Source organism: Enterobacter cloacae complex sp. FDA-CDC-AR_0132 (genome assembly GCF_003010695.1).
Classification (GTDB): domain Bacteria; phylum Pseudomonadota; class Gammaproteobacteria; order Enterobacterales; family Enterobacteriaceae; genus Enterobacter; species Enterobacter ludwigii.
The window spans coordinates 3568571-3594454 of the sequence record NZ_CP027618.1; the positions used below are offsets into that span (position 1 = coordinate 3568571).

At 55.8% G+C, this 25884-nt stretch carries 25 protein-coding genes; 16 read left to right on the forward strand and 9 right to left on the reverse strand.

Annotated features, from left to right (window positions below; all coding sequences use genetic code 11):
• Positions 1–25: 25 nt before the first annotated feature.
• Positions 26–595, forward strand: coding sequence for a carboxymuconolactone decarboxylase family protein (locus AM379_RS17245; protein ID WP_020884431.1), 570 nt, complete (start codon positions 26–28; stop codon positions 593–595).
• Positions 588–1205, forward strand: coding sequence for a CDP-alcohol phosphatidyltransferase family protein (locus AM379_RS17250; protein ID WP_106503949.1), 618 nt, complete (start codon positions 588–590; stop codon positions 1203–1205). The genes AM379_RS17245 and AM379_RS17250 overlap by 8 nt, the downstream gene beginning before the upstream one ends.
• Here the strand turns inward: AM379_RS17250 and AM379_RS17255 are convergent.
• From AM379_RS17255 to xthA, 6 genes are all read right to left on the reverse strand, one after another.
• Positions 1202–2509 (reverse strand): rhodanese-like domain-containing protein, encoded by a 1308-nt coding sequence (locus tag AM379_RS17255; RefSeq protein ID WP_032681220.1) that lies wholly within the window; start codon positions 2507–2509, stop codon positions 1202–1204. The genes AM379_RS17250 and AM379_RS17255 overlap by 4 nt on opposite strands.
• Before the next feature lie 73 nt (positions 2510–2582).
• A complete protein-coding gene (locus AM379_RS17260) occupies positions 2583–3203 on the reverse strand; it encodes an ATP-binding cassette domain-containing protein (protein WP_047744471.1) in 621 nt (206 codons plus the stop codon).
• A complete protein-coding gene (locus AM379_RS17265; RefSeq protein ID WP_106503950.1) occupies positions 3203–4732 on the reverse strand; it encodes a thiamine ABC transporter permease in 1530 nt (509 codons plus the stop codon). The genes AM379_RS17260 and AM379_RS17265 overlap by 1 nt, the downstream gene beginning before the upstream one ends.
• A complete protein-coding gene (locus AM379_RS17270; protein ID WP_425250063.1) occupies positions 4705–5865 on the reverse strand; it encodes an ABC transporter substrate-binding protein in 1161 nt (386 codons plus the stop codon). Before AM379_RS17270 ends, AM379_RS17265 begins: the two co-directional genes overlap by 28 nt.
• 15 nt (positions 5866–5880) lie before the next feature.
• The gene (locus tag AM379_RS17275) at positions 5881–6564 is read right to left on the reverse strand and encodes a TVP38/TMEM64 family protein (RefSeq protein WP_106503952.1); all 684 of its coding nucleotides are present in this window, start codon (positions 6562–6564) and stop codon (positions 5881–5883) included.
• A 6-nt stretch (positions 6565–6570) separates the two neighbouring features.
• The gene (xthA, locus tag AM379_RS17280; RefSeq protein WP_020884424.1) at positions 6571–7377 is read right to left on the reverse strand and encodes an exodeoxyribonuclease III; all 807 of its coding nucleotides are present in this window, start codon (positions 7375–7377) and stop codon (positions 6571–6573) included.
• Between the two features lie 433 nt (positions 7378–7810).
• Between xthA and astC the strand changes: the two genes are divergently transcribed.
• The 7 genes from astC to ves all read left to right on the forward strand — a co-directional run bounded on the left by astC (position 7811) and on the right by ves (position 15525).
• Positions 7811–9031: a succinylornithine/acetylornithine transaminase gene (astC, locus tag AM379_RS17285; RefSeq protein ID WP_014169663.1), complete on the forward strand. Its 1221-nt coding sequence runs from the start codon at positions 7811–7813 to the stop codon at positions 9029–9031.
• Positions 9028–10062, forward strand: a complete 1035-nt coding sequence (astA, locus tag AM379_RS17290) for an arginine N-succinyltransferase (RefSeq protein WP_014169664.1) — start codon at positions 9028–9030, stop codon at positions 10060–10062. Before astC ends, astA begins: the two co-directional genes overlap by 4 nt.
• Complete coding sequence (gene astD / locus AM379_RS17295; RefSeq protein ID WP_020884423.1) at positions 10059–11546, forward strand: succinylglutamate-semialdehyde dehydrogenase; 1488 nt, start codon at positions 10059–10061, stop codon at positions 11544–11546. Before astA ends, astD begins: the two co-directional genes overlap by 4 nt.
• Entirely contained in the window at positions 11533–12858 is a 1326-nt protein-coding gene (gene astB / locus AM379_RS17300; RefSeq protein WP_032677963.1) for an N-succinylarginine dihydrolase, read from the forward strand. Before astD ends, astB begins: the two co-directional genes overlap by 14 nt.
• Positions 12859–12868: 10 nt before the next feature.
• Positions 12869–13834 carry a succinylglutamate desuccinylase gene (gene astE / locus AM379_RS17305; RefSeq protein WP_106503953.1) on the forward strand — a complete coding sequence of 322 codons (966 nt, stop codon included), beginning with the start codon at positions 12869–12871 and terminating at the stop codon, positions 13832–13834.
• Positions 13835–14172: 338 nt separating this feature from the next.
• A complete protein-coding gene (gene spy, locus AM379_RS17310) occupies positions 14173–14670 on the forward strand; it encodes an ATP-independent periplasmic protein-refolding chaperone Spy (protein WP_020884420.1) in 498 nt (165 codons plus the stop codon).
• A 297-nt stretch (positions 14671–14967) separates the two neighbouring features.
• Positions 14968–15525 (forward strand): environmental stress-induced protein Ves, encoded by a 558-nt coding sequence (ves, locus tag AM379_RS17315; protein ID WP_020884419.1) that lies wholly within the window; start codon positions 14968–14970, stop codon positions 15523–15525.
• Here ves and cho read toward each other — a convergent pair.
• Positions 15503–16381: an excinuclease Cho gene (cho, locus tag AM379_RS17320; protein WP_014169671.1), complete on the reverse strand. Its 879-nt coding sequence runs from the start codon at positions 16379–16381 to the stop codon at positions 15503–15505. The genes ves and cho overlap by 23 nt on opposite strands.
• Positions 16382–16504: 123 nt before the next feature.
• Positions 16505–17332: an ammonia-dependent NAD(+) synthetase gene (gene nadE / locus AM379_RS17325; RefSeq protein WP_020884418.1), complete on the reverse strand. Its 828-nt coding sequence runs from the start codon at positions 17330–17332 to the stop codon at positions 16505–16507.
• 232 nt (positions 17333–17564) lie between these two features.
• Between nadE and osmE the strand changes: the two genes are divergently transcribed.
• The 7 genes from osmE (at position 17565) to chbG (ending at position 23425) form a co-directional block, all read left to right on the forward strand.
• Positions 17565–17909 (forward strand): osmotically-inducible lipoprotein OsmE, encoded by a 345-nt coding sequence (osmE, locus tag AM379_RS17330; protein WP_014169673.1) that lies wholly within the window; start codon positions 17565–17567, stop codon positions 17907–17909.
• A 281-nt stretch (positions 17910–18190) separates the two neighbouring features.
• Positions 18191–18508 (forward strand): PTS N,N'-diacetylchitobiose transporter subunit IIB, encoded by a 318-nt coding sequence (gene chbB, locus AM379_RS17335; RefSeq protein WP_008500676.1) that lies wholly within the window; start codon positions 18191–18193, stop codon positions 18506–18508.
• Positions 18509–18587: 79 nt separating this feature from the next.
• A complete protein-coding gene (gene chbC, locus AM379_RS17340; RefSeq protein WP_014169674.1) occupies positions 18588–19946 on the forward strand; it encodes a PTS N,N'-diacetylchitobiose transporter subunit IIC in 1359 nt (452 codons plus the stop codon).
• A gap of 47 nt (positions 19947–19993) precedes the next feature.
• Positions 19994–20341 (forward strand): PTS N,N'-diacetylchitobiose transporter subunit IIA, encoded by a 348-nt coding sequence (chbA, locus tag AM379_RS17345; protein WP_106503954.1) that lies wholly within the window; start codon positions 19994–19996, stop codon positions 20339–20341.
• 8 nt (positions 20342–20349) lie between these two features.
• Positions 20350–21189 (forward strand): transcriptional regulator ChbR, encoded by an 840-nt coding sequence (chbR, locus tag AM379_RS17350; RefSeq protein WP_014169676.1) that lies wholly within the window; start codon positions 20350–20352, stop codon positions 21187–21189.
• Positions 21190–21299: 110 nt separating this feature from the next.
• Complete coding sequence (locus AM379_RS17355; protein WP_106503955.1) at positions 21300–22655, forward strand: 6-phospho-beta-glucosidase; 1356 nt, start codon at positions 21300–21302, stop codon at positions 22653–22655.
• Positions 22656–22666: 11 nt separating this feature from the next.
• Complete coding sequence (chbG, locus tag AM379_RS17360) at positions 22667–23425, forward strand: chitin disaccharide deacetylase (RefSeq protein WP_106503956.1); 759 nt, start codon at positions 22667–22669, stop codon at positions 23423–23425.
• Positions 23426–23510: 85 nt separating this feature from the next.
• Here chbG and katE read toward each other — a convergent pair whose 3' ends face one another.
• Positions 23511–25760, reverse strand: a complete 2250-nt coding sequence (gene katE, locus AM379_RS17365; RefSeq protein WP_032677968.1) for a catalase HPII — start codon at positions 25758–25760, stop codon at positions 23511–23513.
• Positions 25761–25884 lie beyond the last annotated feature (124 nt).

Consider the following 25884-nt stretch of genomic DNA (forward strand, 5'->3'; position numbering starts at 1 on the left):
AGAGTCCAGCCATCAGGAGAATCAGGTGAAAGAGACGTCCACCTGGGTAGATCCCATCGCCACCCTTCCGGTCAGCATAAAACCGATTGCCGCCATGCAGAAAAAACACTTTGGTGCCGTGCTTAACCCCACGCGCTGGTGGGGAAGGATGCCACGTCTTTTCTGGCTGGTGGCATTGTTCGTCGGTTTTCTCGAACGTCGTCACGCGCGCCTGTCGCCGGTGCTTCGTTCGCTGTTAATGACCCGGGTATCGCAGCTTTGCCACTGTGCTTTTTGTATCGATGCCAACAGTTTGCGCCTGGCGGAGCGCTCAGGCGCATTGGATAAGGTTCAGGCCGTCAACGCGTGGCGTGATTCCGCTCTTTTTAGCGAAGAGGAGCGTGCAGCGCTGGCCTATGCCGAGGCTGTCACCGCGACGCCGCCCCGAGTGAATGACGAAATCAAAAGTGAGATCACACGCCATTTCAGCGAGGACGCGATCGCCGAAATGACGGCGCTGATTGCGTTTCAGAATCTCTCTGCACGCTTTAATGCCGCGCTGGACATCCCGGCGCAGGGGTTATGTGCCACGTTTAAAGAGGATCCCCATGCTTGATCGTCATCTGCACCCGCGGATTAAACCCGCGCTCAACCGGCTGGTGTCAGTACTGGATAAGCCGGGGATCACGCCTGACGGATTAACCCTGACCGGGTTTGCCATAGGCGTGCTGGCCTTACCGTTTCTGGCCCTCGGCTGGTATCCGGCGGCGCTCGTCGCCATCGTGCTGAATCGCCTGCTGGATGGTCTCGACGGTGCGCTGGCACGCCGGCGCGGGCTGACGGATGCGGGAGGCTTTCTTGATATCGCCCTCGATTTTCTGTTTTACGCGCTGGTTCCCTTCGGATTCGCGCTGGCGGCCCCCGCAGAGAATGCGCTTGCCGCTGGCTGGCTGTTGTTTGCCTTTATCGGTACCGGGAGCAGTTTTCTGGCATTTGCCGCGCTGGCAGCGAAACACAACATCGACAACCCTGGCTACGCGCATAAGTCGTTTTACTATATTGGTGGGTTAACGGAGGGGACGGAGACGATCGCGCTGTTTGTGCTGTGCTGCCTCTTTCCCGCGCACTTCAGCGTGCAGGCGTGGATATTTGGCGCGTTGTGCTGGCTGACCACCACAACGCGCATCTGGAGCGGGTACGTGACGCTGAAGTCACTTACCCGTTAGCGTGAACTTTCTGGCCCGCGTTTTCCGCTGGAGACGGGGTTCTGTGGATGACTGCTCCACTCGTACCAGCCGCCGTCATAGACGGCGACATTTTTCCAGCCCATCGCCCGTGCGTACATAAACGTCTCGGACGCACGCCAGCCGGTGCCGCAGTAAAACGCGACGTGCTGTTCCGGCAGGATGTTCCAGGTTTTCCACATGGCGGCGATGTCGTCAGCGCTGCGCATGGTGCCATCCGGATTATGGAAATCTTCCATATGGGTGGCGTCGCTACCGGCATGACCCCAGCGGGCACCGGCAATTTCACCTTTTGGCTTGATGTAGCTGTAGCCGCTGGTTTCGCCGATGAACTCCGGCCAGGAACGAATGCTGACCAGCGACGCGTCCTGGCGATGCAGCATCCCCCGTGCTTGCGCCATATCCACCATCAACTGCGGCTGGCCGGGGATCGGTGCACCAAAATCGGGGGCGGGCTTCACGTCTTTGGGCATTCCCCGTTCAACCGGCAGACCCGCGTCAGACCAGGCTTTCCAGCCGCCATCAAGAATGCGGACGTCCTTCACGCCCGCATACAGCATGATCTGCGCCACGCGGGCGGCGGCATATACGTCACGGCCATACAGAATGACGGTCGTATCGTGACGGATCCCGTGCTTCGCCAGCATCGCTTTTAGCGTGTCGTCAGAAACTTTATTCCACAGCGGTTCGCTTTCCACTTCGTTGGTATCAATGTAGCCGGCACCGGGAATATGGTTCAGCAGATAAAACTTCGGCGCGCCCCATGCGGCTTCAATGACTTTCCAGTCGCCCGTCGGCGCGGCAGTGACGGGTTTACCCTGCTGAAGCTGGTGGATCCACTCCGGGTAGACGAGTTGTTCAAAGTGCGGCAAACGCTGCAGACGCTCAGGTACCTGCAGGGCATCGTTGAGCACGGAAATCTGGTGGTAGCCGGCTTTTTCCAGCCGCGCTTTGACCGCCTGATTATCGGCGTCGCGACCGTAGAGCGCGATCGTCATGGCCGGCGTAAGCTGGTGCTGTCTGGCCCAGACGGCAATCTGGTCATCGCTCATCGCGCCAAGCCAGGAGGCGGAAAGGTTAAGTGCGGCGGGCTCATGCCCGGAGGGCGCGCTCAGCGTTTGCGGCCAGCCGTTGTAAAACGCGCTGGCGCGGGTGTCGATCACCGCGCCGTGTTGTGCCTGAAGTTGAGACAGCGTCATGGCGTGCGGCATATCAGCAGCCAGAGAGGAAAATGAAGCGAGGCCGCACAGCATGGCCAGCGCGGTCAGTTGAGAAACACGTTTCATCGAATAACCTGACGTCAGTAAAAGAGGGGGGCATTGTCGTCTCTCCTGAAAGGTAAAACATTGCGTTAGCACATTATTGCCAGCGAGAAATCTCAATCACTTCGCCGCCCGGGGGCACGTCTTCGTCGTCATGCGTGACCAGAACCACCGGAATATTGCGTGCGCGGGTAGTGTCAAATACCCATGCCCGAAACGAGGCGCGTAACGCATTATCGAGACGGCTGAACGGTTCATCCAGCAGTAACGCCTGCGGCTCTGCAAGCAGGGCACGCAGCAGACTGACCCGGGCACGTTCGCCGCCGGAAAGGGTCGCCGGATCGCTGGCGTAATGCCCGGCAAGCCCGGCAGAACCGAGCGCCTGCTCGACCGCTTCCCGCCGTGCTCGTCCGACAATCCGTTCAGGTAATGCCAGCAGCAAATTTTGTCCGACGCTGAAATGGTCAAACAGCAGGGCATCCTGAAAGAGGATCCCCAACCCGCGGGCCTCCACGGGCAGTCCGTCGCAGCGACGTTCATCAAGCCACAGTTCGCCCTGAGCCTGAAAATCGTCTGACAGTGCGCCCACCATCCAGGCAAAAAGGGTTGACTTTCCGCTGCCGGAAGGGCCCATCAGCGTGACTATTTCGCCGCGTGGCACACAAAAATTGACCTCGCGGAAAAGCGGTTCAATGGTGAGATTGCTGACCTGCAGCATTAACGTAATCCTCGTCGGTAACGGCTTGCGAGCCGGGATAGCAGGGCGGCAAGGCCAAACACGCTCCCCGTGACCAACAGCAACCCCAGCGCCCGGTTAGCCAGAAGCGGAATGCTGCCTCCACTGCTGAGCGCCACGGTTTCAGTGGTCAGCGTCGCAAAACGGCCTGCGCCCAGCCAGAGGGTTGGCATGTATTGCGCCATGCTGACGGAAAACCCGGTCGCGAAAGCCAGCAGCGCCGGGCGTACCAGCAAGGGGCATTTCAGCCAGCAGAAGATTTTTCCCCGCCGCCAGCCGAGCGTTCTGGCGGTAAGGATCAGACGGGGATCGATCCTCTGCCAGGCCGGCTGGAGGACTAGCAACATCCACGGTAAAACCCACAGCAGATGGCTCCACAGCACGGCGGCATAGTGCCCGTCGATATCCAGTCGCAACGCGATAACGTATTGTCCAGTAACGAGGGGCAGCGCCGGCAGCGCCAGCGGCAACCACACCCACTGTGTGCCTCGCTGCGGTCCCCACTCAAGCCAGAGAACGATTACCCCCAGCGAAATCAGGCTGGCGAGCAGGCCAAAGGAGAGACTGGTGCCAACCGCACCGATGTCGTCCCGCTGCGCCAGCATGAGCAGCACGACCGCGCAAAGCACCCCGCAGGCGGGCAGAAATCCGCTGAACAGACGCGCTGGTGGCGCGATAAGCGACATTCGACGGCGTCCGCTCAGATCCGGCAGCGTGCGACGCCAGAGTCTCCATGCGCCGTAACCCAGTGCAGAAAACGCGGCCAGCAGCAGAAGGAGAAGCAGGCACAGCAGCGTTCCCTTTGTCTGCTGCTGCGTATCGCCCTGACTGAGCCACTGCCACGCCAGTACGGCAAGCGTCGGGGGATTGCCAGGCCCGAGCACCATCGCCACGTCCACAACCGACAGGGACCAGGCCAGCACCGCCAGCATCACGGCGCCAAGAGCCGGCGCGATCGTTGGAAGGATGAGCCAGTTCAGCGCCTGAAAACGCCCGTAGCCGAAGGTATGCAGCACGACCTTTTGCTGCGCAAGGCGTTTTTCCGGCAGGACGGCGTAAAGGGCCCACAGCACAAACGCGCTCTCTTTTACCGCAAGCGTCAGCCCCAGCCCTGCACCGTATCGGTCAAGCGGTGGCGTACAGACGCTACACACCTGATACAACAGGCCCCCTTCGGCAAACAATAGTAAAGCGCTGGTGGCAAAGGCCACATGAGGAACGGCGAGCAGCCACGTCAGCCGGCTGCTGAGCCGTCGCCAGCGCTCGCCCGGCCACAGGAGGGCCACGAGCACCAGGGCGATAAACATCGACCCCAGCGTCGCGATAAGCGTTGAGACCAGCGTGGCGACCGTAGCCTGTGGCAGCTGCGGGTCGTTAAGCAGCAACTGCCAGTTGTTCAGCGAGAATGCCGGGGCAAACAGTATGGCGGCGGCGGGAAGCAACGGCAGATAGATGACCGCCATCGCCAGCCAGACGAGCCAGCTCAGCGGGTGCCGTAACGACGCAGCCATTCCTGCTCCAGCGCGTTAACCCAGGCGGCGTGCGGCTCGGGAAGCATTTTCGGCAGCCCTGCCGGCGTATGGGCAACGAGCTGCTTCGCTTCTTTTTCGGGCAGTGTTTTCGCATCCAGTACGCTCGGGTCTCCCCAGATGGCAGGGTCGGCCTTGCGGATTTGCGCCTGCGGTGAAAGGAGGAAATTGGCGACCACCTTCGCGCCTGCGCTTGCGCTGGCATTCGACGGAATGGCCACAAAATGGACGTTGCCTATCATTCCGTTGTCAAAACCAACGCTGTAGCTGTCGGCAGGCAGTTCACCGCTGGCCACTTTTTGCTGCGCATGTGCCGGGTTAAAGGTCAGGGAGAGATTGAGGCTACCGCTGGCAAGCAAGGTATCCATTCTGGCGGGCGAGGGAGGAAAGTCCTCTCCCTTTCGCCACAGCAGCGGGTGTAATTTGTCCAGGTAGTGCCACAGCGGAGCCGTCACCAGGGCAAAGGTGTTATCAGGGGCTTTTTGCAGCGCCTCCGGGTGAGCGGTGAGGGTCAGGAGCAACTGTTCCAGAAACGCCGTACCGGTAAAATCGGGCGGGCGTGGGTAGCTGACTTTGCCCGGATGCTGCTGCGCATACGCCAGTAACGCCTGAGGATCGTTTGGGGGCGCAGGCAGGCTTGCGTGGCGGGCAATAAAGGTGAGCTGCGCACTGCCCCATGGGGATTCCGCGCCATCAGTGGGGACAGCAAAATCCTCCATAACCGGTTTGCGGGTATCGACATAGCGCCAGTTGGGCAAGGTCTGCGCCCATCCGGTTTGCAGCAGGTTAGCGGCTTTCAGGGTACGGAAGTTCTCACCGTTGACCCATAAGAGGTCGACTGAACCGTTTGTTTTCCGGCCTGCGGCGGCTTCTGTTTGAATACGTTTGACCGCATCGGCGGCATCCGCCAGTGGGACGATTTTAAGGGTTATGTCGTAATGCGTTTTCATCTCACCGCTTACCCACTCAAGGTAGCGGTTTACCGCCCGATCGCCGCCCCAGGCGTTAAACCAGACGGTCTGGCCTTTGGCTTGTTGTTGGATAGCCTGCCAGTTGTCCGCTGCAAACAGCGGGGCTGCCAGCAGCAGACCGCTCAGAAACGTGCAAAAACGCACACGGCGCATAATGCCTCACTTTTTTGATGAAGGGGTAAAACGGGAAAACAGCCAGCGCGTCGCCAGCGGCAATAACCCCAGTAGTGTAAAGGCGAATATCAGTCCCGGCGATAAAATATCGCGAAGCGAATTCACTTTCCCCAGCGCGCGTCCGGCGTTCAGAAAGATAATGGTTGCAGGCAGCATGGCGACCTGGCTCACCCACCAGTAGCGACTGACCGCAATACGTGTCAGCCCCATGAGCAGATTCACGAGAAAAAACGGGAACAAGGGCATCAGACGCAGGGCAAAAAGATACCCTGCACCGTCTCGCGCCATACCGGCATTCACCGTATTCATCTGTGTTGTGAATCGCCGCTGTACCCAGTCGCGCAGCAGATAACGGCTGGCAAGCATCGCCAGCGTGGCGCCGAGGGTAGAAGCAAACGAGACCAGCAGGGTGCCTTCCCACAGCGTAAACAGCGCTCCCGCCAGCAGCGTCAGTATCGCCGCACCGGGTATCGACAGGGCGGAGACCAACACGTAGAGGGCGAAAAAGAAAAACGCGCTTTGCCACGGTGCCTGTTCCACGTGCGAGAGGAGCGACTGCTGGTGCGTTTTGATGGTTTCCAGGGAGAGCGTCCCCGGCGGAAGAAAGACGAAGGTCAGAACAAATGCGCCCAGAAGGGCGCACATCAGGAGTATTTTTTGCGTGTTCACACGAGGTTACAGTTTGAATTTCGCCCAGACCGGCGCATGGTCAGACGGTTTTTCCATGCTGCGGATATCGTAGTCGATGCCGGTTTCGATGCAGCGTTCCGCCAGCGGCGGGCTGGCCAGCAGCAGGTCAATACGCAGACCGCGGTTGTCATCAAAGCCTTTTGACCGGTAGTCAAACCACGAGAAGCGATCCTGCGTTTCCGGGTTGGCGGTGCGGAAAGTATCAACCAGACCCCAGCCGAGCAGGCGTTCCATCCACTCGCGTTCTTCCGGCAGGAAAGAACATTTACCGGTACGCAACCAGCGTTTGCGGTTCTCTTCTCCAATGCCGATATCGAGATCGGTCGGGCTGATATTCATGTCGCCCATGATCAGCACCGGATTCTCTTTTTTCAGTTCGGTGGTCAGGTAATCCTGCAGATCCTGATAAAACTTTGCTTTGGCCGGGAATTTTGTCTCATGGTCGCGGCTCTCACCCTGTGGGAAATACCCGTTAATCACCGTGATATTGCCGAGTGGTGAAGGAATTTCCGCCATGATGATGCGACGCTGCGCTTCGCCATCATCGCCCGGGAAGCCACGACGTACGGAAACCGGCGTCTCTTTGGTCAGCAGCGCCACGCCATAGTGACCTTTCTGTCCGTGATAGAAGACGTTGTAACCGAGCTTCGCCACCTCTTCGAGGGGGAACATATCGTCGTGAACTTTTGTCTCCTGCAGGCCGATCACATCTGGCTGATGTTGCTCAACAATTGCTTCAAGCTGGTGAGGGCGGGCACGCAGGCCGTTGATATTAAAAGAGACAAATTTCATAGTCGCTGCCAATGCAAGGTGAATAGTGCATGGATGGTAGCAGAATTTGCGTCATCTGTTACGGGGTTCGACCAATAACTGCGACAGATCATGCCAACGGTGCAATATTTGCACCATTCTGACGCGCATTGCCCCCCAACAGGGCGTAAAGAACCGATAAATTTCGCGAGCGATCACAATTCCAGAATTATATTTGGCTTCTGCATACTCTTTCTTATTTTCGTGCGGCAAACCGCCGCTTGTCGTAAAAATATTCACTTTTTATGCAATAACAGTGAATAACTCCATATCGTAACTTATTGATATTCTGTAACCCTAACCCGTTTATGCATTTTTATCGCTGGCTGGCACGAAGGCTGCAATCTACATTCACAGTGCAAACACTCAATTATTTAACATCTAAATAACCTTTTATTTACCGGATGAGGTCGCTATGTCTCTGTCAATTACGCGTGAAAATTTCGATGAATGGATGATGCCGGTTTACGCTCCGGCGGCTTTTATTCCGGTACGGGGGGAAGGCTCACGCCTGTGGGATCAACAGGGCAAAGAGTATATCGACTTTGCAGGCGGGATTGCGGTAAACGCGCTGGGTCACGCGCACCCGGCACTGCGTCAGGCGTTAAACGACCAGGCGGCGAAGTTCTGGCATACCGGTAACGGTTTTACCAACGAGCCCGCTCTGCGACTGGCGAAAAAACTGATCGACGCAACGTTTGCCGAAAAAGTCTTTTTCTGTAACTCAGGTGCGGAAGCAAACGAAGCGGCCCTGAAGCTGGCGCGCAAATATGCACACGATAAATTCGGCGTTCATAAGAGCGGCATTGTGGCGTTTAAAAACGCGTTCCACGGCCGCACGCTCTTTACCGTCAGCGCCGGCGGTCAGCCGTCATACTCGCAGGATTTTGCGCCACTGCCGCCGGATATTCGTCACGGCGTGTATAACGATCTGCAGTCCGCCAGCGAGCTTATCAACGACACCACCTGTGCGGTGATCGTCGAACCTATGCAGGGTGAGGGCGGGGTCCTTCCGGCGCAAAAAGCGTTCCTGCAGGGGCTGCGTGAGCTGTGCGATCGTCATCACGCGGTGCTGATTTTCGATGAAGTCCAGACGGGTGTGGGGCGTACCGGTGAGCTGTATGCCTATATGCACTACGGCGTAACGCCGGACGTGCTCTCTACGGCGAAAGCGCTGGGCGGCGGCTTCCCGATTGGCGCCATGCTGACCACCGATAAATTCGCCAGCGTAATGACCGTGGGTACGCATGGTACAACATACGGGGGTAACCCGCTGGCTACCGCCGTGGCCGGACAGGTTCTCGACATCATTAACACGCCGGAAGTGCTCAAGGGCGTTAAACAACGTCATGACTGGTTTGTTGAGCGCCTGAACGCCATCAACAGCAAGACGGGACTGTTTAAAGAGATCCGCGGTCTGGGTCTGTTAATTGGCTGCGAACTCACACCTGAGTTTGCCGGAAAAGCTAAACTTATTTCACAGGAAGCGGCAAAAATGGGCGTGATGGTACTGATTGCCGGTGCCAACGTGGTGCGTTTTGCCCCTGCGCTGATTGTCAGCGAGGAAGAGGTGAGAACCGGTTTAGACCGTTTTGCACTGGCCTGTGAACATGTGAAGTCCGGGGTGTCATCATGATGGTCATCCGTCCCGTTGAGCGCGGCGATATCGCCGGGCTCATGCAGCTTGCCGGTAAGACGGGAGGCGGGCTGACCTCGCTTCCTGCCGATGAAAAAACGCTGTCGGCGCGCATTGAGCGCGCCCTGCAAACCTGGCAGGGGACGTTGCCAAAAAGCGAACAGGGTTATGTGTTCGTTCTCGAAGATACCGACACCGGTACCGTGGCCGGCATTTGCGCAATCGAAGTGGCCGTCGGGCTTAACGACCCGTGGTACAACTACCGTGTCGGTACGATGGTTCACGCCTCAAAAGAGCTGAACGTCTATAACGCGCTGCCCACGCTTTTTCTCTGTAATGACCACACGGGAGCCAGCGAGCTTTGCACGCTGTTCCTCGATCCTGCGTGGCGAAAAGAGGGCAACGGTTATCTGCTCTCCAAGTCGCGTTTCATGTTTATGGCCGCGTTCCGCGATCGTTTTAACGAAAAGGTCGTCGCCGAGATGCGCGGCGTAATCGACGACACCGGCTATTCACCTTTCTGGGAGAGCCTCGGCGAGCGCTTCTTCTCGATGGAGTTCAGCCGCGCGGACTATCTGTGCGGCACCGGGCAGAAAGCGTTTATCGCCGAACTGATGCCGAAACACCCCATCTATACCCATTTCTTAAGCCCCCAGGCGCAGGCGGTGATTGGCGAAGTGCACCCGCAAACCGCGCCGGCCCGGGCGGTGCTGGAAAAAGAGGGTTTCCGCTACCGTAACTATGTGGACATCTTTGACGGCGGACCTACCCTGGAGTGCGATATCGACCGCGTGCGTGCGATCCGTAAAAGCCGGCTGGTTGAGGTTTCCGAAGGCCAGCCTGCACCGGGTGAGTGGCCGGCATGTCTGGTGGCTAACGAGCAGTACAACAATTTCCGCGCCATGCTGGTGCGAACCAACCCGAAAAGTGAACGTCTGGTGCTGACGGCCGCGCAACTGGATGCCCTGAAATGTAACGCCGGCGACACGGTTCGCCTGGTGCGTCTCTGCCCTGAGGAGAAAACAGCATGACTTTATGGATCAACGGTGACTGGGTCACGGGCGAAGGCGAGCCGCGCATAAAGACCAATCCGGTCGGACAAGAAGTGCTCTGGAAGGGAAATGACGCCAGCGCCGGGCAGGTCGAACAGGCCTGTCATGCCGCCCGTCGCGCTTTCCCGGGATGGGCGAAACAACCGTTCTCCGTACGTCAGGGAATAGTCGAGAAATTTGCATCACTGCTGGAGGCCAATAAAGCCGAATTGACGCGCGTTATCGCTCAGGAAACCAGCAAGCCGCGCTGGGAGGCGGCCACGGAAGTGACGGCGATGATCAATAAAATCGCCATTTCGGTGAAGGCGTACCATACCCGTACCGGCGAGCAACATACCGATATGCCTGACGGCGCGGCCACGCTGCGCCACCGTCCGCACGGCGTGCTGGCGGTATTTGGCCCCTATAACTTCCCGGGGCATCTGCCGAACGGGCATATCGTGCCCGCGCTGCTGGCGGGCAATAGCGTGATTTTCAAGCCGAGTGAGTTAACGCCACTGACCGGTGAAGTGGTGGTGAAGCTCTGGGAACAGGCTGGTCTGCCGCACGGGGTGCTCAACCTGGTGCAGGGGGGACGTGAAACCGGCCAGGCGCTGAGTGCGTTGAGTGATATCGACGGCCTGCTGTTTACCGGCAGCGCCGGAACAGGCTACCAACTGCATCGCCAGCTGGCGGGGCAGCCGGAAAAAATTCTCGCGCTGGAGATGGGCGGTAACAACCCGCTGATCGTTGAAGATCCTGATGATATCGACGCGGCGGTGCATTTGACCCTCCAGTCAGCGTTTATTACCGCCGGACAGCGCTGCACCTGCGCGCGTCGTCTGCTGGTGAAACGGGGTGCACAGGGCGATGCCTTCCTCGCGCGGCTGGTGGAAATCAGCGCGCGTCTGGTGCCTGCGCAGTGGGATGCCGACCCACAGCCGTTTATTGGGGGGCTGATTTCCGAGCAGGCCGCGCTGAACGTGCTGAAAGCCTGGCAGGATCACGTGGCGCGCGGGGCGAAAACCCTGCTTGAACCAAAGCAAATCAAGCCCGGAACATCGCTCCTGACGCCGGGCATTGTTGAGATGAGTGGCGCACGCAACGTGCCGGATGAAGAGGTCTTTGGCCCGCTGCTCTGCGTCTGGCGTTATGACGATTTTGACAGCGCCATTGAGATGGCCAATCACACCCGCTATGGACTGTCGAGCGGTCTGATTTCCCCGCATCGTGAGAAATTTGATCAGCTGCTGCTCGAAGCACGCGCCGGGATTGTGAACTGGAATAAACCGCTTACCGGTGCGGCGAGTACGGCACCGTTTGGCGGGGTAGGCGCTTCGGGTAACCACCGCGCCAGCGCGTGGTATGCCGCAGATTACTGCGCGTGGCCGATGGCGAGCCTGGAAACGCCTGCGCTGACGCTGCCGGAAACGCTGAGTCCGGGGCTGGATTTTACTCAGGGGGATCGTCATGAAAGCGCGTGAAGTCAACTTTGACGGGCTGGTGGGGCTGACGCACCACTATGCTGGCCTCTCGTTTGGTAATGAAGCCTCGACGAAGCACCGTTTTCAGGTCTCCAACCCGAAACTGGCGGCGAAGCAGGGGCTGCTGAAAATGAAAGCCCTGTCGGATGCCGGTTTCCCGCAGGCGGTGATCCCGCCGCAGGAGCGCCCGAACGTGGCGGTGTTACGTCAGCTCGGCTTTAGCGGCAGCGATGAGCAGGTTATCGAAAAAGCGGGTACGCAGACGCCGCACCTGCTTTCAGCGGCGAGCTCTGCCTCGTCGATGTGGGTGGCAAACGCTGCTACCGTTGCACCGTCGGCCGATACGCTGGATGGCAAAGTGCATTTAACGGTGGCGAACCTGAATAACAAATTCCACCGTGCCACTGAAGCGGAGACGACCGAGCGCGTTCTGCGTGCGATTTTCCGTCATGAGGCTCACTTTGAGGTCCATCAGGCGTTGCCACAGGTGGCCATGTTCGGGGATGAAGGAGCGGCAAACCATAACCGTCTTGGGGGGGATTATGGCGATCCCGGCGTGCAGCTGTTCATTTACGGGCGAGAAGAGGGCGGCCATTCGGCGCCTGTCCGTTATCCCGCCCGCCAGACGCTGGCGGCGAGCCAGGCCGTCGCGCGGCTGAACCAGGTGAATCCCTCACAGGTGATTTTTGCTCAGCAGAACCCACAGGTGATTGACCAGGGTGTTTTCCACAACGACGTCATTGCCGTCTCTAACCGCCAGGTGCTGTTCTGCCATGAGCAGGCGTTTGCCCATCAGGAGAAGCTGCTCGCTACGCTGCATGAGCGGGTGCCGGGGTTTATGCCGATTCAGGTGCCGACCCAGGCGGTCAGCGTGCAGGACGCGGTTGAAACTTACCTCTTTAATAGCCAGCTGTTGAGCCGTGAGGACGGCAGCATGATGCTGGTGCTGCCGCAAGAGTCGCAGGACCATAAAGGAGTGTGGCGTTATCTGTCTGAACTGGTGAAAGCCGATAACCCGATCGATGAACTGCGCGTCTTTGACCTGCGCGAAAGCATGGCCAACGGCGGCGGTCCGGCCTGTTTACGCCTGCGCGTAGTGCTGACGCAGAACGAAATGCAGGCTGTTAATCCAGCCGTGATGATGAATGAGACGCTGTTTAACTCCCTGAATGACTGGGTGGATCGTTACTATCGCGACAGATTAACGCAGGCCGATCTGGTCGACCCTCAGCTACTGCGTGAAGGGCGTGAGGCACTGGACGCGTTAACAACAATCCTGCAGTTGGGATCGGTTTATCCGTTCCAGCGCTAAAGGAGTGGCTATGGAAAATTTACTGGCGTTGACACTGGCCGATGAAACGCCCGGACAGCGTGAGGGGGAGGGCCCCTCATTTCACTGGCGGTGGCTGGGTCGCGGCGTCCTTGAACTGACACCGGCCGCGAAGAGTGAGTTATCGCTGCTGCTTTCAACCGGCATCCATGGTAATGAAACCGCGCCGGTTGAAATTGTCGACCTGCTGCTTCGCGCGTTGTATCGGGGAGATATCACCCTGCAGTGCCGTCTGCTGGTGGTGCTTGGCAACCCGCCTGCGCTGGCGCAAAACAAACGTTATCTTGAGAGCGACCTTAACCGCATGTTTGGCGGCCGCTGGTCACAGTTTGTGCCAGGCGATGAAACGTCGCGGGCGCAGTGGCTTGAGCACGTGGTTGCAACATTTTTCGCCGCGGCCGGTCCCGTGCGCTGGCATCTCGACCTGCATACGGCAATTCGCGCCTCTTATCATGTGCGCTTTGGTGTTCTGCCCCAGCGTAACCAGCCGTGGGATGAGGCGTTTCTGAGCTGGCTGGGCGACGCCGGGCTGGAGGCTCTGGTGTTTCATCAGTCGCCGGGGGGGACATTTACCCATTTCACCTGTGAGCATTTCGGCGCGCTGGCCTGCACGCTGGAGCTGGGAAAAGCGCTACCGTTTGGCCAGAACGATCTCGCGCGCTTCGCGCCAACGCATCTTGCGCTTCGCGCGCTGCTCGGGGGATTGGCACCCGAGCCAACGCAACAGACTGTCGTGCGCTATCGGGTCGTACAGCAGATCACTCGCCGCAGCGAGGCCTTCCGGCTGCATATGGCCGCCCACACGCTGAACTTCACCCCTTTTCGCAAAGGCGTTCTGCTGGCGGAAGATGGCGACGAGCGTTACGAGGTGCAGAAAACCACTGAATATGTTCTGTTCCCTAATCCATCGGTAGCGTTTGGCCTGCGCGCCGGGCTGATGCTGGAAAAAGTGTCCTGAACATTTCCCCTCTCATTGCCTGAGAGGGGAACGTCAAATTATTTTTCTTAGCGATTAAAGCGCAATGACAACTATTGCAGAATATTCCTGGTGAATTGCTTTATTATTGGTCTTCACTTCGCTATACTTTTCTAAATTGCTTTGAAAATCATCATTTTGAATATTTTCGTTGCAACTCTCCATCCTTTATCCTTAATTCCTCCACATTTGGCGATAATTTGTTTTTTACACTTTCATTGTTTTACTGTTGCTCTGATTAATTGACGATAAACCCCGTAAAGTTAATCTCGTCAACACGGCATAGCGCCGAAGAATAACTGAAAGTAAGGAAATAAATTATGCGTAAGTTTACTGCACTGTTTGTTGCTTCTACCCTGGCTCTGGGCGCTACCAGCATGGCGTTCGCTGCAGATACCGCGACCACCACCACTGCCGCGCCTGTCGAAGGCAAAATGATGATGCATCATAAAGGCAAGCCGGGTATGCACCACGAGATGATGATGTTTAAAGATCTGAACCTGACGGATGCACAGAAACAGCAGGTCCGCGACATCATGAAAAGCCAGCGCGACCAGATGAAACGTCCGTCACTGGACGAACGCCGCGCGATGCATGACATCATCGCCAGCGACAGCTTCGATAAAGCAAAAGCCGAAGCGCAGATCGACAAAATGGCTGAGCAGCATAAAGCCCGCATGCTGGCGCATATGGAAACCCAGAACAAGATCTACAACATTCTGACGCCGGAACAGAAAAAACAATTTAATGCCAATTTTGAGAAGCGTCTGACAGAACGTCCAGCAATGGAAGGTAAAATGCCAGCACCAACCGAATAATCGGTTCAACATCTTAAGACCGCCGGGATCCTGTCCACAAAAGCGCTAACGCTGTGGACAGGACCGGCGGTTTTTCTTTCATGCCCTCTTGTCTGCCGCCGCCAGAGCGGTATTCTCCTGTAGTCGCTTCAGAGAATGTTGGCAGAGTCATGGCGTTATAATTTTTATTAACGTTCCGCTAAGGCCTGCCCGCTCTGCTGCCGATACTGTGTCTGTGAAAACCCAACGATAACAAACAAGACAGCAACGATAGCGATATCCTTGCCCTGGCACAGGTTGTGCCTTTCAGGAGTGGTGATGGAGTTCTTTGATATCCGTAAGATGCCGGTCAGCCTCTGGCGCAATGGCGCAGGCGAGACGCGGGAAATTTGTTGTTTTCCGCCCGCAACGCGCGATTTTTACTGGCGTGCCAGTATCGCGACCATCGCCAGCAATGGCGAATTCTCCTCTTTTCCCGGTGTCGATCGGGTGATTACCTTGCTTGAAGGGGGTGAGGTAACGCTGGATGCCGGTCAGGCGTTCTGCCATACCCTGAAACATCATCAGCCATACCATTTTTCCGGCGATCAGCCGGTGAAAGCGCTGCTTTCCGAAGGACGGATGTCGATGGATTTCAACATCATGACCCGGCGTGACCGTTGTCAGGCGAAAGTGCGTGTCGCTGACCGCACCTTTACCACGTTCGGCTCCCGCGGGGGCGTCGCGTTCGTGTTAAGCGGGGCGTGGCAGCTTGGCGATAAGTTGCTGACGGCCGATCAGGGCGCCAGCTGGGAGGAGGGCGTCCATACTCTCCGCCTGCTGGAGGCTCAGGGCACCTTATTATTCAGCGAAATTAACTGGCTGCCGGGGCACTAAGCTCAATGACCTCATACTTGCCGGTTAACACGGGCTTGCAGAGAATTTTGTAGCCATCGTGGTCGAAACCGGCGGGTGTGCGCAGCAAGGTTGCCGCATCGTTTACATCGTCAACAGCTCCCAGCCAGAGCCAGTTATTGATGATGTGATACTGGGTCATCGCGTCACCGACTTCTTTTAGCGCAACGGCACCCTCCCACGGCCAGCAGTTAACGCTAAGCGCCGCCAGCCCTGCGAGGAGCCGGGCGTGGTGTTCCTCAATGCTTTCTTTCCCGCAGCAGGCCCCTGCGCAGCGCTTTAACGCTGAGCGGAAACAGGCCCGCCCGCGAGTGGTTGCTTCGAGGCCTAGCAGGCTGTAGCACAGCTGTAACTCATCGGCCAGCGTTTGCAGAGCCTGCAGAGCCGCCCGTTTATTTGCGAACAGCCCGTAGAGATTGGGGGCGTGAGAAAAATCGACTTCGCGTGCGTAGACAACCTGCGGCTTACCGGCGTTTATCTGAAGGGAGCAGAGCTGCCGGTTGCGGCGCAGGCGCTTATTGAACAGCGGCTGTTGCTCTTTGATCAGACGGGCTTCCAGTAAGAGCGCGCCCATCTCTCCGGCGGTACGAAACCAGGTGATGCGTCGCGACTGGCGCAGCATTGCCGCCTCGTCTGGCGTGCGCAGATGAGACATGACCCGGCTGCGAATATTTACGCTTTTGCCAATGTAGAGCGGAAGGGTGTCACTCTCACCGTGAAAGATATACACGCCCGGCTGTTTAGGCAGTTCCTCAAGCCAGGGGCGAAGATGTTCGGGATATTCGTATATAGCCGCCGCTTCAAACTCAAGACGCGGGGCGGATTGACGCCTGCTCACATACTACTCCATATACTGTTCAGGCATACAGTGTAGCAGAGCCGGTTTGGTTAAAAAAGAGCCGGATGGTGCAACGGACGGTGCGGGCGAACCCCCTCTCCCCAGAGAGAGGGTGCCAGAGTGTTACTTTTTCCAGAAATCATCGAACACGGTGATCGGCGGGCGACGCTTGTGCTCGGTTTTCAGATACCAGCTTTCAATGATTTTCGCGGTACCTTCATCCAGTTTTTTGCCTTCCAGATAATCATCAATATTGTCATAGGTGACACCCAGGGCCGCTTCATCCGGCAGGGAGGGGCGATCGTCTTCCAGATCCGCCGTTGGCGCTTTCTTGTAAAGGTGCTCCGGGCAACCCAGCGCGGCAAGCAGCTGCTTACCCTGACGTTTATTGAGACGGAAGAGCGGGTTAATATCGGTACCGCCGTCGCCATACTTGGTGAAGAAACCCGTGATGGCTTCTGCCGCATGGTCGGTACCGACCACAACGCCTTTGGTCATCCCGGCAATGCTGTATTGCGCTTTCATACGTTCACGGGCTTTTTCATTGCCGCGGACAAAATCGCTCAACTCAATGCCTGCTTCGCGAAGCGCCTGCTCGCTGGCCAGCACCGATCCTTTGATATTGACGGTGAGCACACGATCGGGCTGGATGAAGGCGATGGCATCCTGGCAATCCTGTTCATCGGCCTGCACGCCATAGGGAAGACGCACGGCAATAAACTGCAGCGCGTCATCACCCGTCTCTTCGCGGAGCTCTGAAATTGCCATCTGGCAGAGTTTACCGGCCAGGGTAGAGTCCTGACCGCCGCTGATGCCCAGCACCAGGGATTTCAGGAACGAGTGAGTTTTTAAATAAGACTTTAAAAAATCCACGCTGCGGCGGATCTCTTCTTGTGCGTCTACCGCGGGCTTTGCGCCCAGCGCCTGAATAATCTCTTGTTGCAGAGCCATCACGCCCTCCATATGCAGAACATAAACAGATTGTGTTAACTGTTAAAACTAACCCTTTGAACGAGAAACGACAAGGATCACAGTTTCGAGTGCGTTAAATTGCGGCGATTTAGCAGGTTATCGTTGTTTTATTAGAATTTTCCGAAATTCGTCTGGCGGAATTCACAAAGTTGAACAATAGTACTTTTTATTCCATGCTTAGATAACACGCTGATAAACAAGAGGACGGAATATGAACAAGAACGTAGCAGGAATTCTTAGCGCAGCGGCGGTACTGACTATGCTGGCAGGGTGTACGGCCTACGACCGCACCAAAGATCAGTTTACACAGCCCGTAGTGAAAGATGTCAAAAAAGGCATGACCCGTTCGCAGGTGGCTGCGATTGCCGGCAAGCCTTCTTCTGAAGTGACAATGATTCATGCACGCGGTACCTGCCAGACCTATATCCTGGGTCAACGTGATGGTAAGGCAGAGACCTACTTCGTTGCGTTGGATGAGACCGGTCATGTGATCAACTCCGGTTACCAGACCTGTACTGAATACGATACCGATCCGCAGGCACCTAAGGCGCAGTAACCCTTCTTGCCTGAGTATGTTAACAAACCGGCCGTTGGGCCGGTTTTTTTATACATACGTAAATCTTATTTCTTCTCGCGAATTATTTGCCTGAAATGTGAAGGTAGTCAACACGCCAGGTCAATGAGAGACAATTTCCCCCTGTGCAGAATTATCTCCTGTCTGTACCATTGCGTATACTCACTCCAACGACAAACAACAGTAAGCAAACTACCTGTCTGCCAGGATAGCGAGTCGAGTGATAGCGCGATGGCAGGTAGTCATACGAGAGGGAAGTTACTATGGAAAAGAAACATATCTATCTGTTCTGCTCAGCAGGCATGTCAACCTCGCTTCTGGTGTCAAAGATGCGTGCTCAGGCTGAGAAGTATGAAGTCCCGGTGGTGATCGAAGCGTTTCCGGAGACGCTGGCGGGCGAAAAGGGCCAGACAGCCGATGTCGTTTTACTGGGGCCGCAAATTGCCTATATGTTGCCCGAAATTCAACGTCTGTTACCCAATAAACCGGTCGAAGTGATCGATTCGGGATTGTACGGCAAGATTGATGGTTTAGGTGTATTGAAAGCTGCTGTTGCAGCAATTAAAAAAGCTGCTAATTAATTTTTATTTTTCCCGTCAAAGAGTTATTTCACACACAATACGCCGTAACCTGCGTTGCGGCATTTAAGGGTATTTTCCTATGAGTAAAGTCATCGCTTCACTTGAAAAGGTACTCCTTCCTTTTGCTGTTAAAATAGGAAAGCAGCCTCACGTTAATGCCATCAAAAACGGTTTTATTAGATTAATGCCGTTGACGCTGGCTGGGGCAATGTTCGTTTTAATTAACAACGTTTTTCTGAGCTTTGGTGAAGGTTCCTTTTTTTATTCATTAGGAATTCGATTAGACGCTTCCACAATTGAAACCCTTAATGGTTTAAAAGCCATCGGCGGCAACGTATATAACGGTACGTTAGGTATTATGTCGCTGATGGCACCTTTCTTTATTGGCATGGCACTGGCGGAAGAGCGGAAAGTGGATCCGCTGGCCGCAGGTTTATTATCCATTGCCGCCTTTATGACCGTGACGCCATACAGCGTCGGTGAGGCCTATGCCGTAGGGGCCAACTGGCTGGGGGGCGCTAATATCATCTCCGGTATCGTAATCGGTCTGGTGGTTGCGGAGATGTTCACCTTTATTATTCGTCGCAACTGGGTTATCCGTTTACCGGATAGCGTGCCGGCGTCCGTTTCTCGTTCATTTTCCGCGTTGATTCCAGGCTTCATTATTCTCTCCATCATGGGGATTATCGCCTGGGCGCTCTCTCATTGGGGCACTAACTTCCACCAGATCATCATGGACTCTATCTCAACGCCGCTGGCGTCAATGGGTAGCGTGGTCGGTTGGGCGTATGTGATTTTCACCTCCCTGCTGTGGTTCTTTGGCGTGCATGGTTCACTGGCACTGGCGGCGCTGGACAGCGGTATCATGACCCCATGGGCACTGGAAAACGTTGCACTTTACCAGCAGTACGGCTCCGTTGACGCGGCGCTGGCAGCCGGTAAAACCTTCCATGTGTGGGCGAAGCCGATGCTCGACTCTTATATCTTCCTGGGGGGTACCGGGGCGACGCTGGGTCTGATCATCGCGGTCTTTATTGTTTCTCGTCGCGCTGACCATCGTCAGGTTGCGAAGCTGGCGCTGCCGTCAGGCATCTTCCAGATTAACGAGCCGATTCTGTTTGGTCTGCCAATCATCATGAACCCGGTAATGTTCATTCCGTTCATTCTGGTTCAGCCACTGTTGGCGGCCATTACCCTGACGGCCTATTACCTGGGCATTATTCCGCCCGTCACCAACATTGCGCCGTGGACCATGCCGGCGGGTCTGGGGGCGTTCTTCAACACCAACGGTAGCGTGGCTGCCTTCCTGCTGGCGATATTCAACCTCGGGATTGCAACACTGCTCTATATGCCATTCGTGGCGATAGCAAACAAAGCTGCAACCGTTATCGATGAAGAAGAGAGCGAAGAGGATATCGCCCTCGCACTGAAATTCTAAAATTGCACGGCGCGGGGCAACCCGCGCCAGCCAAAAGGAGCTTAAAAATGTTAGATTTGGACAGTATTGTTGCAGAACAAACCGCAGAGAACAATCTGGAAGAGGTGGTGATGGGGCTTATCATCAATTCCGGGCAGGCGCGTAGCCTGGCGTATGCCGCGCTCAAGCAGGCCAAGCAGGGTGATTTCGCAGCCGCGAAAACCATGATGGAACAGTCCCGTACGGCGCTGAACGAAGCGCACCTGGTGCAGACAAAGCTTATCGAAAGCGACCAGGGTGAAGGCAAGATGAAGGTCAGTCTGGTGCTGGTGCATGCGCAGGATCATCTGATGACGTCGATGCTGGCACGTGAACTGGTGGCCGAGTTAATTGAGCTTCACGAGAAGATGCAGTAAGGCAGAATTTGCAGCAGGAGGTCAGCGCGATGGAAATAAAAACCGCACTTGAACAGCAACTGTTTAATGGCAAAAATTTTCACGTGATTATTTACAACAAGACGGAGAGCGCGAGCGGTCTGCATCAGCATGACTACTATGAGTTCACGATTGTTCTGACCGGTCGCTACTACCAGGAAATCAACGGCAAGCGCGTCCTGCTTGAGCGGGGAGATTTCGTCTTCCTGCCGATGGGGTCCCATCACCAGAGCTTTTATGAATTTGGTGCAACCCGCATTCTTAACGTAGGTGTCAGCAGACGCTTCTTTGAGAAACACTATCTGCCGCTGGTGCCGTTCTGCTTTGTGGCCTCGCAGGTTTATCGCATCAAAAACGAATTCATGACCTGGATTGAAACGGTTATCGCCTCGCTTAACTTTCGCGAGAATGAATTTGATGAGTTTATTGAAACGGTGACGTTTTATGTGATGAACCGTCTGCGCCATCATCGTGAAGAGCAGCAGGTGAGCGATGATATTCCGCAGTGGCTGCGCAGTACGGTTGAACTGATGCACGATAAAGGGCAGTTCAGCGAAAATGCGCTGGAAAATATGGTCGCTTTGTCCGGTAAATCACAGGAATATCTGACCCGAGCAACTCAGCGTTATTATCGTAAAACGCCAGTGCAAATTATTAATGAAATCCGCATTAATTTTGCTAAAAAACAGCTGGAAATAACCAACTACTCGGTTACCGATATTGCTTATGAGTCAGGCTACAGTAGTCCCAGCTTGTTTATTAAGACCTTTAAGAAATTGACCTCGTTCACACCGAACAGTTACCGGAAGAACCTGACGGTAATTAATTAAATTTCGGCGGATTTACCCGCCACAAATATTGCCTTGATTGCTTGCCCACAGAGCGGGAAGAGTACGCTACACCTTGCAGGCGATTAACCTGATATGCTAAGGGAGATATTATGCAGAAGAAATTAAAAGTCGTAACCATTGGCGGCGGCAGCAGTTATACCCCGGAATTACTCGAAGGTTTCCTGAAACGTTATCATGAATTACCGGTCAGCGAATTATGGCTGGTGGACGTTGAGGAAGGTCAGGAGAAACTGAATATCATTTTTGAGCTCTGCAAGCGGATGGTCGCGAAAGCCGGTGTGCCATTGACCGTGCATAAAACCCTCGACCGTCGCCTGGCGCTGCAGGATGCCGACTTCGTAACGACTCAGCTGCGCGTCGGCCAGCTCAAAGCGCGTGAAATGGATGAACGTATTCCACTGAGCCACGGCTATCTGGGGCAGGAGACCAACGGCGCGGGCGGCCTGTTCAAGGGGCTGCGTACCATTCCGGTCATTTTTGACATCATCAACGATGTGGAAGCGATCTGCCCCAACGCGTGGGTGATTAACTTCACCAACCCGGCCGGGATGGTGACTGAGGCGGTCTATCGCCACACCGGTTTCAAACGCTTTATCGGCGTCTGTAATATTCCGATTGGCATGAAGATGTTCATCAGCGATGTGCTGGAGTTGACCGATAACGACGATCTTTCTATCGATCTCTTTGGCCTGAACCATATGGTGTTTATCAAAGATGTCATCGTGAATGGTCAGTCTCGCTTTAGCGAACTGCTTGACGGCGTAGCCTCCGGGCGCCTGACCGCTGCGTCAGTGAAAAACATCTTTGACCTGCCGTTCAGCGAAGGGCTGATCCGCTCGCTTAATCTGCTGCCTTGCTCATACCTGCTTTACTACTTCAAACAGAAAGAGATGCTGGCCATCGAGATGGGTGAGTACTATAAGGGTGGCGCACGCGCTCAGGTGGTGCAGAAAGTTGAAAAGCAGCTGTTTGATTTGTATAAAGATCCGAACCTGAACGTGAAACCGAAAGAGCTTGAGCTGCGCGGCGGAGCGTATTATTCCGATGCGGCGTGTGAAGTGATCAACGCCATTTACAACGACAAGCAGGCCGAGCACTACGTCAATGTGCCGCATCACGGTCATATCGACAACATCCCGGCTGACTGGGCCGTTGAGATGACCTGCATTCTGGGACGTGATGGCGCCAGGCCGCATCCACGGATTACCCACTTTGACGACAAAGTGATGGGGTTGATCCACACCATCAAAGGGTTTGAAGTGGCAGCCAGCAACGCGGCGCTGAGCGGTGAACTCAATGACGTTCTTCTGGCGCTCAATCTCAGCCCGCTGGTCCATTCCGATCGTGATGCCGAGCAACTGGCCAGCGAAATGATTCTGGCGCATGAAAAATGGTTGCCTAATTTTGCCGCCACGATTGAGAAGCTGAAATTCAAACAGCACTGAGAGGATGTGTGATGGAAAACCTGCTGATCGTCAATGCTGATGATTTTGGTCTCTCAAAAGGTCAAAACTACGGCATTATTGAAGCCTGCCGCCGGGGTGTGGTGACCTCAACAACGGCACTGGTTAATGGTGACGCGGTTGAACACGCCGCGCAGCTCAGCCGCGAAGTGCCAGCGCTGGGCGTCGGCATGCACTTTGTATTGACGCTCGGGATGCCGCTTTCACCGATACCAGGACTGACGCGGGACGGACAGCTGGGCAAATGGATTTGGGAGCAGGCAGAGCAGGGCACGCTGCCGCTCGAGGAGATTAGCCGCGAGCTGGACTGTCAGTTCAACCGTTTCGTCGATCTCTTTGGCCGTGAACCCACGCATATTGACAGCCATCATCACGTGCATATGATCCCGGCACTTTTCCCGTCAGTGGCGGAATTTGCACAGCGCAAAGGCGTGGCAATGCGCGTGGATCGTGAGGTGCAGGCGCTGCACGGGCTGTCATTGTCTTCTGTGCCCACAACGGACGGGTTCAGTAGCGCGTTCTACGGCGACGAGATTAGCGAAGCGCTGTTTCTGCAGGTGCTGGATGAGTCCGCCGCGCGGGGGGAACGGTCGCTGGAAGTGATGGCACACCCTGCATTTGTCGATAACATTGTGCGTAAAAGTGCCTACTGCTGGCCGCGACTGGCGGAACTGGATGTGCTGACGTCGGCATCGCTGAAATACGCCATTGCCGAGCGTGGGTACCGTCTGGGCACCTTTGAGGATGTATGAAAATAGCCCGGAGGCGCGGTGCCTGCCGGGCTGAGTAAACGATACCAATCAGCGCCGGGTCGGGCAAAGCCAGACCCGGCTTTTCTTATGCCGGTATACGATCAATCTTACTGCTGCGTGACCACACACGGTGCGCTGCGAGCAGATCGAACAGCTTCGTCATAAACGCATCATCGACGTTATCGCCTTCGACAATGCCATCTTCACCTTGCTCAGCCACCTTCAGGTGCGCTTTAAACTGTCGCGCATCGCCGGACAGGGCGATCGGCTTCAGGTGTTTATAGGCTTCCAGCAGATAATAAATCGCATCGCCATTGTTCAGCAGACTGTCGATGTCGCCGCACGGCACAATCACCGCATCAACGGTGAGCGATGGTGCTCCGGCAAAGGTGGCCGCAACCGGCAGCACTGAACCGTCGTCGGCGGTCACTTCCCCCATGCGGGAATAGAGCAGTTTGGCGTGAACGCCTTTGGTTTTCAGCGCCTGCATAATCCCCAGCACGTCGCTGGCACGGGTGTTGTCATTCAGCAGAATGGCCACTACCCGGCCTTTTATCGAGCCACCCGGCACCGCATACAGACTCAGGGACGGATCTTTCTTCAGTCCGTTAACGTCTTTCGGTGGGGCCGCATTGCGTTGCTCATCCGTCAGCGTAATGCCAAGGTTATCCGCCACGCTCTGGGCAAGCTGAATATCGATTTGGGCGAGCTGATCGACCACGCGCTCGCGGATGTAAGTCCGCACCACTTTGCTCAGTTCAAAGCTAAAGCCACCGATAATGTGCTGTTGCTCGATCGGCGTCTGGCTGTTCCAGAACAGGCGAGGTTGGGCATAATACTCGCCGAATGACGGGCTACGCTCGCGGATTTTATTGCCATCGATGCGCTCCTGGTACGACTCAAAACCACCGCGTTTCGGTCCAGGCGGCGTTTCGCGCGGCCAGTTATCGTTGATGGAGTTCGGCTCATAGTTAGCCGGATTGGTATCGATATCCTGGCGATGCATCCCGTCGCGCTGGAAATTGTGGTACGGGCAGGTTGGACGGTTAATCGGAATTTCGTGGAAGTTGGGCCCGCCAAGGCGACTGATCTGCGTATCGGTATAGGAGAACAACCGCCCCTGCAGGAGGGGATCGTTCGTGAAATCCAGCCCCGGAACGATATGCCCCGGGTGGAACGCGACCTGCTCATTTTCGGCAAAGAAATTGTCCGGGTTACGGTTGAGCACCATTTTACCCACCAGCTGAACCGGCACCAGCTCCTCTGGGATCAGCTTTGTCGGGTCGAGAAGATCGAAATCGAAGTTAAACTCATCCTCTTCCGGGATCAGCTGTAACCCCAGTTCATATTCCGGGAAGTCACCGGCTTCAATCGACTCCCACAGCTCACGACGGTGGAAGTCCGGATCGCGCCCGGTCAGCTTCTGGGCTTCATCCCACACCAGCGAGGCTTTGCCCGCCACAGGCTTCCAGTGGAAGCGTACGAATGTGGCTTTCCCGTCCGCGTTGATCATCCTGAAGGTATGAATACCAAACCCTTCCATCGTGCGGTAGCTGCGCGGAATGCCACGGTCTGACATCGCCCACATCACGTTGTGTAACGTTTCTGGCTGCAGTGAGACATAATCCCAGAAGGTGTCATGCGCACTTTGTCCCTGCGGTATGGCCCAGTGGGGCTCCGGTTTTACCGCATGGACAAAGTCAGGAAATTTATGCGCATCCTGAATGAAGAACACCGGGGTGTTATTGCCGACGAGATCGAAAATACCCTCTTCGGTATAAAATTTGGTGGCGAAGCCGCGGATATCACGCACGGTATCTGCCGAACCCGCGCCGCCCTGTACGGTTGAAAAGCGGACAAAGACCGGTGTGATTTTGTCCGGATCGGAAAGGAAATCCGCTTTGGTTATCTCTTTGAGGCTTTTGTAGGGCTGGAAGTAGCCGTGTGCCGCGGAGCCACGCGCGTGAACGATGCGCTCAGGTATACGTTCATGGTCAAAATGGGTGATTTTTTCCCGCAGAATAAAGTCTTCCAGCAGGGTCGGTCCGCGCGTTCCCGCACGCAGCGAGTTCTGATCGTCAGCAATGCGCACGCCCTGGTTGGTGGTAAGTGCAAAACCTTCGCCGCCTTTACGGTGGGACTCAAGGGATTTCAGCTTCTCGTTTCCGGTATCCGGGGATTTCATACTTCCCGGCGCGGTAGGCTGTTCGCCAGGTGCGGAAGGGCCGGGGGACGGGCGATGAGAGCCATCCGCTGGGGCCAGAGAGTCCATGCCTGGTTGAGATTCTTCAGTGCCATGAATGGGTGATTGATGTGTTTTATCTTTGTTCGACATTGCACGCTTCTCCTTTATCCATTGCTAAAAACCTTGTTAACTATAGAACAATGTGGCGAAAGGGCGGGCGAACTAAGAGTTTTCAGATGACCTGGTTAAGGAATGCGCTATCAGAGCGATGCAG